This is a genomic window from Streptomyces montanus, assembly GCF_005786655.1.
Classification (GTDB): Bacteria; Actinomycetota; Actinomycetes; order Streptomycetales; family Streptomycetaceae; genus Streptomyces; species Streptomyces sporangiiformans.
This window is the reverse complement of sequence record NZ_VBZC01000048.1, coordinates 67,503-74,450: the sequence shown is the minus strand read 5'-3', so window position 1 is coordinate 74,450 and position 6,948 is coordinate 67,503. Positions and strand designations below refer to the sequence as shown.

Sequence of the window (6,948 nt, the reverse complement as noted above, 5' to 3'; positions counted from 1 at the left end):
CCAGACCCCGCTCCTCAAACGCCGGACGGGCTGATTTCAGCCCGTCCGGCGTTTGAGGACGAGGCCGCAAGGCCGATAGCGGGGGTCTGGGGGCGCAGCCCCCAGGTTCAGGATGGGACGGGTAGGGGCGGCGGGGGCGAAAACCGTATGGCACCTGCAGCTTTTTTGCTCATACGTAACGCTTTTGCGGGACTGCGCTCCGGGGATGTTGGTGTTTACGTGGTGTTTGGACTCTCGGGATCCCTCGTCACGGAGGTGTGCGCCATGCAGGACGCCGCACTGCGGCTGAAGACCCTCGTCGAACAACTGCTGGGAGTACCGCTCCCGGTACGCCTTCGCGCCTGGGACGGTTCGGAAGCGGGTCCCCCCGGTGCCCCCGCCCTCGTCGTACGCAATCGCCGCGCTCTGCGCCGACTGCTGTGGAAGCCGGGCGAACTGGGGCTCGCCCGCGCCTGGGTCGCCGGTGATCTGACCGTGGACGGCGACCTCTACACCGTCCTCGACCAGATGGCCGGTCTCGTGTGGGAGCGCGGGGAGGACGCCAGGAGCCTGGGCGAGGCGTTGCGGGATCCCGAGGTACGGGCCGCGGTGCGCGGGCTCGTGGCGATGGCGGGGCTGCTGCCGCTACCGCCCGCCCCGCCGCCGGAGGAAGTGCGCCGGCGGCGCGCTCACCTGCACACCAAGCACACCGACCGACGCGCCATCAGCCACCACTACGACGTGGGCAACGACTTCTACGAGATCGTCCTGGGCCCGTCCATGATCTACTCGTGCGCCTACTGGGACTCCCCGGACGGCACCTTGGAGGACGCCCAGCGCGACAAGCTCGCACTCGTCGCCCGCAAGCTGGACCTCAAACCGGGCCGGCGGCTGCTCGACGTCGGCTGCGGCTGGGGTTCGATGGCCATCCACGCCGCCCGCGAGCACGGCGTGCGCGTCGTGGGCGTCACGCTGTCGCACGAGCAGGCCGCGTACGCCCGTAAACGGGTCGCCGGCGAGGGGCTCACGGACCGGGTCGAGATCCGCGTCCAGGACTATCGCGACATCACCGACGGGCCGTACGACGCGATCTCCTCCATCGGCATGGCCGAACACGTCGGAAGCGAGCGCTATGCGGAGTACGCGCGTGACCTGTACGCCCTTCTGAGACCGGGCGGGAGACTGCTCAACCACCAGATCGGCCGCCGTCCGCGGCGGGACGAGTCGGCGTACGAGATCGATGAGTTCATCGACGCGTACGTCTTCCCGGACGGCGAGCTCGCGCCGATCGGCAGTACCGTCACCGAGCTGGAGAACGCCGGGTTCGAGGTGCGGGACGTCGAGTCGATCCGCGAGCACTATGGGCTCACTCTGCGACGCTGGGTCGCCAACCTGGAGGCGGACTGGCCGCGCGCGGTCCGCCTCACCAGCCCCGGCCGGGCCCGCGTATGGCGGCTCTACATGGCGGCCTCGGCCCTCGCCTTCGAACGCAACCGCATCGGTGTCAACCAGGTGCTGGCGGTGAGGACTCCCGAGTCCGGAGCGTCCGGGATGCCCCTGAGGGCGCGTACCTGGAACTGACCGGCACCAGAAACCAGCACGAGAACACGAACACCAGAAGGGCCCCGTCCGGCAGAGTCTCTGCCGGACGGGGCCCCAACTGTCGTACCGCTCCTACTCGGACTTGATCGCCGTCAGCATGTTCAGGCGCGCCGCACGCCGGGCCGGCCACAGCGCCGCCAGGACGCCGACCACCGCCGCCAGGAGCAGGAAGAGGCCCATCCGGTCCCAGGGCAGCACCAGTTCGTACGTCGGCATCTTGCCGGCCAGGAGCTGACCGGCCGCCCAGCCGAAGAACACGCCCAGGCCCACGCCCAGCACGCCGCCGAAGAGCGAGATGACCAGGGACTCCAGGCGGACCATCCGCTTGATGCCCTTGCGGTCGAGGCCGATCGCGCGGAGCATGCCGATCTCCTGCGAGCGCTCGAAGACGGACATGGCGAGGGTGTTGATGACGCCGAGGACGGCGACGATGACGGCCATCGCCAGCAGGCCGTACAGCATGTTCAGCATCAGCGTGAACATCTGCGCGATCTCGTTGGAGAAGTCCTGCTTGTCCTGGACCTTGATGGCCGGGTTGTCGCCCAGGGCCTTCTCCAGGCTGTCCTTGGTCGCGTCGGACGGGCCGCCGGACGTCTTCACCATGACCTGCATGTCGGCCGGGTCCGTCCGGTCCGCCTGGTGCGGGGCGAGGGTCGCGGTGTCGAGCAGGATGCCCCGGATCAGGTCGTTGCCCTCGTAGACACCGGCGACCGTCAGCTGCTGCTTCTTGTCGTCCTCGAACGAGGCCGTGAAGGTCGAACCGGCCTTCCAGCCGCGGGCCTTGGCCGTCTCCTCGTCCACGACGACCTGTGTGCCGCCGACCTTGAAGGAGCCGTTGTCGACCTTCAGGTCGGTCAGCTTGCCGATGGCCGAGCCCTTCACACCGGTCATGTACTCGGTCTCGCCGTCGATGCGCGAGGGGGCGCTGCGCAGGGGGCTGGTGGCGGTGACGCCCTCGGTCTCGCCGAGCTTCTTCTCCACGTCGGGCGACAGGGAGTTGAAGTTCGCCATGGAGACCACGTAGTCCGCCTTCATCGCGGCGGTGGCCATCTTGTCGATCGACGTCTGCAGGCTGCCGGCCATCACCGTCATGCCGGTGATGAGGGTGAGGCCGATCATCAGGGCGGAGGCGGTGGCGGCGGTGCGGCGCGGGTTGCGCACGGAGTTCTGGCGGGCGAGCTTGCCGGAGACGCCGAAGACGCGCAGGACCGGTGCGGCGGCCGCGATCAGCGGACGGGACAGGAGGGGCGTGAGGATGAAGACACCGATGATCAGCAGGACCGCGCCCATACCCATCGGGGCCTGGCCGTCCGAACCGTCCATCGTCGTGGCGTAGAGGACGACCGTGATGCCGGCCGCCGCGAACAGGGCGCCGAGGGTGTTGCGCAGGACCAGCGACTTGGTCGTGGCCTGGGCGTGCACGCTGCTCATCGCCGCGACCGGGGGGATCTTCGCGGCGCGGCGGCCCGGGAGCCAGGCGGCGAGCATCGTGATGAGGATGCCGACGGCGAACGACGTGCCGACCGTGCCGGGGGAGATGACGAGCGGGCCGGCCGGGACGGCGGCGTCGAACGTGCCCATCAGGGCGCGCAGGCCCGCGCCGATGCCGATGCCGGCGAGCAGGCCGGTGACGGCGGCGACCGCGCCGACCACGAACGCTTCGAGGAGTACGGAGCGGGTGACCTGCTTGCGCGATGCGCCCACCGCGCGCAGGAGCGCGAGTTCCTTGGTGCGCTGGGCGACGAGCATCGTGAAGGTGTTGGCGATGATGAAGGTGCCGACGAACAGGGCGATGCCGGCGAAGACGAGCAGGCCCGTCTTCAGGCCGCTCATCTGCGACTCGATCTGGACGGCCTGGTCGTCGGCGAGCTGCCGGCCCGTCGTGGTGGTGGCGGTGTCCTTCGGGAGGATCTTGTCGAGGCTCGTCCGGAGCGCGTTCTGGCTCGTGCCGGGGGCCGCCTTCACGTCGATCTCGTCGTACGTGCCGGTCTTGTGGAAGAGCTGTTGTGCGGTGGCCGTGTCGAAGAGGGTGAGGCTCCCGCCCGCGGCGACGTTGCCGTCGTCCGTGGTGAACACGCCGGTGATGGTGGGCGTGAGGACGGGCCCGTCAACGGACAGCCGCAGGGTGTCGCCGACCTTGTACCCGGCGCGCTTCGCGGTCTCGGAGTCGATCGCGACCTCGTCCTTGCCGGTCGGGGCCTTGCCGCTCTTGAGCGGATACCGCGGGTCCTTCTCCGCCCAGTAGTTGCCGCCCTGCGACTGGAAGCCGCCGCCGACCAGCTTGCCGTCCTTGTCGGCGATCGCGGTGAAGCCGTTGACCACGCCTATGGCCGATTCGGCGCCCGGGGCCTTCGCCGCCTTCTCCAGCAGTGCCTGCGTCAGCTCCGGGTCCTTGCCGAGCTTGTCGCCCTTGTCCTGCGTGGTCCCCGGCTGCACGGCGACGTCGACCTGGTCGAAGCCCTTCGCCGAACTCTTCTGATACGCGTCCGAGATGGTGTTGGTGAACACCAGGGTGCCGGACACGAACGCCACGCCGAGCATCACGGCGAGCACGGTCATCAACAGCCTGGCTTTGTGCGCCAGCACGTTGCGCAGGGCAGTACGGAACATTGTCTTCTCAGTCCAGGAGGGGGGAGGGGGGAGGGGTGTGACGGGGGCGAACGGGCCGCGATGGGCGGACTGTTACGGCGGGGGGCTGCCCACGAGCGCTAGCTGGTGCGGACCTTGGCGTCGAACTGCTTCATGCGGTCGAGCACGGCGTCGGCGGTCGGCCCGTGCACCTCGTCGACGATGCGGCCGTCGGCGAGGAACACGACGCGGTCCGCGTACGCCGCGGCGACGGGGTCGTGGGTGACCATCACCACGGTCTGGCCCAACTCCCGTACGGAGTTGCGGAGGAAGCCGAGCACCTCGGCGCCCGAGCGCGAGTCCAGGTTTCCGGTGGGCTCGTCGCCGAAGATGATGTCCGGCTTGGAGGCCAGGGCACGCGCCACGGCGACGCGCTGCTGTTGGCCGCCGGAGAGCTGGGCGGGACGGTGGGTGAGGCGGTCGGCCAGGCCGACCATCCGGATCACCGAGTTCAGCCACTCCTTGTCCGCCTTGCGGCCCGCTATGTCCATGGGAAGCGTGATGTTCTCCAGGGCCGTCAACGTCGGCAGCAGGTTGAACGCCTGGAAAATGAAACCGATCTTGTCCCGGCGAAGCTTCGTCAGCTGCTTGTCCTTGAGGGAGCCGAGTTCGGTGTCGCCGATCCGCACGGAGCCGGACGAGAAGGTGTCCAGCCCCGCCACACAGTGCATCAGCGTGGATTTGCCGGACCCTGAGGGACCCATGATCGCGGTGAACTCGGCCTGCCGGAAGTCGACAGAGACCCGGTCCAGGGCGACCACCTGGGTCTCGCCCTGTCCGTAGACCTTCGACAAGTCCGTAGCGCGTGCGGCCACGGTGGTGGCCCGGTCGGCGAGGGGAGTGGTGGTCACGGGTAAGAGCTCCTGTCGGTCGGGATCTTGGCTTCCATGGTCGTCGCCGATCCGCGCCCTGTAGTCAGCCGTTGTTCCGGTTCCGAAGGCAGACTCACGTCGGACCGCGCGCGGCTGAGTCATACCTGGGGATGACACCCATCCCTGAGAGCGTCATCTGTGACGGTTCGTCGGATGCCCCTCGTTCGGGCGGTGAATTCACGTCAATCCGTCTGTGCCGCGAAGGCCCGTCAGAAGGGCGCGTGGCAAGTGCGGATGGCCCGTACCGTGGGCTGATGCACCCTCAGACATCAATAAAATAAGACAACATCGGTCCGCCCTGCCGCTGTTCGGGGGATGCGTCCCGATAGGCTCGGAACCTCAATGCGGAGCCGATGGCCTGCCCGGATGGTGGAATGCAGACACGGCGAGCTTAAACCTCGCTGCCCCTCGCGGGCGTACCGGTTCAAGTCCGGTTCCGGGCACTTCCGATCGCCACGTGTGCCCTCTTGATGGGCCGCCGCCGCGTCGCCTTTCCCTGCACCCTTCATTGAAGTCTTAACCGCTCAGACCGTTGACAGTGAGCGTACGCGGTCGGAGACTCACGTTCAGATACCAGTGAAGTAAATTTCACTAGGCGAACAGCGAGAGTGAAAGTGTGAGGGGCGTGCCGATGCGTACCACCGTCGGGATCATCGGGGCCGGGCCGGCCGGCCTGCTGCTGGCGCGGCTGCTGCACAACGCGGGCATCGGCTCGGTCGTCCTGGAGAGCCGGGACCGCGCGTACGTCGAGCAGCGGCAGCGGGCCGGAATCCTGGAGCAGGGCACGGTCGACGTCCTGCGCGCGGCCGGCGCCGGCGACCGCATGGACCGTGAGGGCCTGCGCCACGACGGCATCGAACTGCGCTTCGACCGCCGCCGCCACCGCGTCGACTTCCCGGGACTCACCGGCGGCCGGTCCGTGATGGTCTACGCCCAGACCGAGGTCTGCAAGGACCTGATCGCCCTCCAGTTGAAGGAGGGCGGCCCGCTGCTCTTCGAGGCCGAGGCGCTCGCCGTGGAGGGAGCCGACACCGACAGCCCGCGTGTGCGCTTCCGTCACGAGGGGCGCGAGGATGTCCTGGAATGTGACTACGTCGTCGGCTGTGACGGCTTCTGGGGTGTGGCCCGCAACGCGATCCCCGAGGAGCTCACCCAGGTCTTCGAACGGACGTACCCCTTCGGCTGGCTCGGCATCCTCGCCGACGTACCGCCCTCGCACGACGAACTGGTCTACGCCCGCCACGACCGCGGCTTCGCCCTGCTGTCCATGCGTTCCCCGTCCGTCTCGCGGCTCTACCTCCAGGTGCCCGAGGGCACGGACGCCGAGGAGTGGAGCGACGAGGCGATCTGGGACGAGTTGGAGCGCCGCTTCGAGACGGCCGACGACTGGCGCCTGGAGCGCGGGCCGATCACGCAGAAGTCCGTGACACCGATGCGCAGTTACGTCCATGAGCCGATGCGCCACGGACGGCTCTTCCTCGCCGGGGACGCCGCCCACATCGTGCCGCCCACCGGAGCGAAGGGACTGAACCTCGCCGTCGGGGACGTCGTCACCTTCGCGCGGGCGCTCGTCCACCTCAAGGAGACCGGGTCGCCAGAACGGCTGGACGCGTACTCCGAAACCTGTCTGCGCCGCGTCTGGCAGGCCGAGCGCTTCTCGTACGCCATGACGACTCTGCTGCACCGCATGCCCGACGCGACCCCGTTCGAGGACCGCATCCAGCTGGCCCGTCTGGAACGGATCACCGACGCACGCTCGGCCGAGCAGGACCTCGCCGAGGGCTACACGGGTTTCCCGCTGGAGTGACGGGAGACCCGTGCCCCGACCCCACGTCAGGAGCCGTGCCAGGAGCCGTGCCAGGACCTG

Annotated in this window: 4 protein-coding genes and 1 tRNA gene; 3 read left to right on the top strand and 2 right to left on the bottom strand. The window is 68.7% G+C overall.

The genetic code is table 11. The features are described from left to right. Positions 1 to 264: 264 nt before the first annotated feature. Positions 265 to 1,560 (top strand): class I SAM-dependent methyltransferase, encoded by a 1,296-nt coding sequence (locus tag FE633_RS33915; RefSeq protein WP_138049003.1) that lies wholly within the window; start codon positions 265 to 267, stop codon positions 1,558 to 1,560. A gap of 93 nt (positions 1,561 to 1,653) precedes the next feature. Here FE633_RS33915 and FE633_RS33910 read toward each other — a convergent pair whose 3' ends face one another. Both FE633_RS33910 and FE633_RS33905 read right to left on the bottom strand, forming a co-directional pair. Further along, on the bottom strand, positions 1,654 to 4,191 hold the full coding sequence (locus tag FE633_RS33910; RefSeq protein WP_138049002.1) for an ABC transporter permease: 2,538 nt from the start codon (positions 4,189 to 4,191) through the stop codon (positions 1,654 to 1,656). A gap of 98 nt (positions 4,192 to 4,289) precedes the next feature. Continuing rightward, the gene (locus FE633_RS33905) at positions 4,290 to 5,060 is read right to left on the bottom strand and encodes an ABC transporter ATP-binding protein (protein WP_138049001.1); all 771 of its coding nucleotides are present in this window, start codon (positions 5,058 to 5,060) and stop codon (positions 4,290 to 4,292) included. Between the two features lie 381 nt (positions 5,061 to 5,441). On the opposite strand from FE633_RS33905, the gene FE633_RS33900 reads away from it, so the two are divergent. Beyond that, a tRNA-Leu gene (locus FE633_RS33900) sits at positions 5,442 to 5,524 on the top strand. A gap of 188 nt (positions 5,525 to 5,712) precedes the next feature. After that, entirely contained in the window at positions 5,713 to 6,888 is a 1,176-nt protein-coding gene (locus FE633_RS33895) for a 4-hydroxybenzoate 3-monooxygenase (RefSeq protein WP_138049000.1), read from the top strand. Positions 6,889 to 6,948 lie beyond the last annotated feature (60 nt).

Bases quoted from the DNA above. Each gene is read 5' to 3' on its own strand.
- FE633_RS33895 (WP_138049000.1), top strand. From the start codon at position 5,713: ATGCGTACCACCGTCGGGATCATCGGGGCCGGGCCGGCCGGCCTGCTG.
- FE633_RS33915 (WP_138049003.1), top strand. From the start codon at position 265: ATGCAGGACGCCGCACTGCGGCTGAAGACCCTCGTCGAACAACTGCTG.
- FE633_RS33910 (WP_138049002.1), bottom strand. From the start codon at position 4,191: ATGTTCCGTACTGCCCTGCGCAACGTGCTGGCGCACAAAGCCAGGCTG.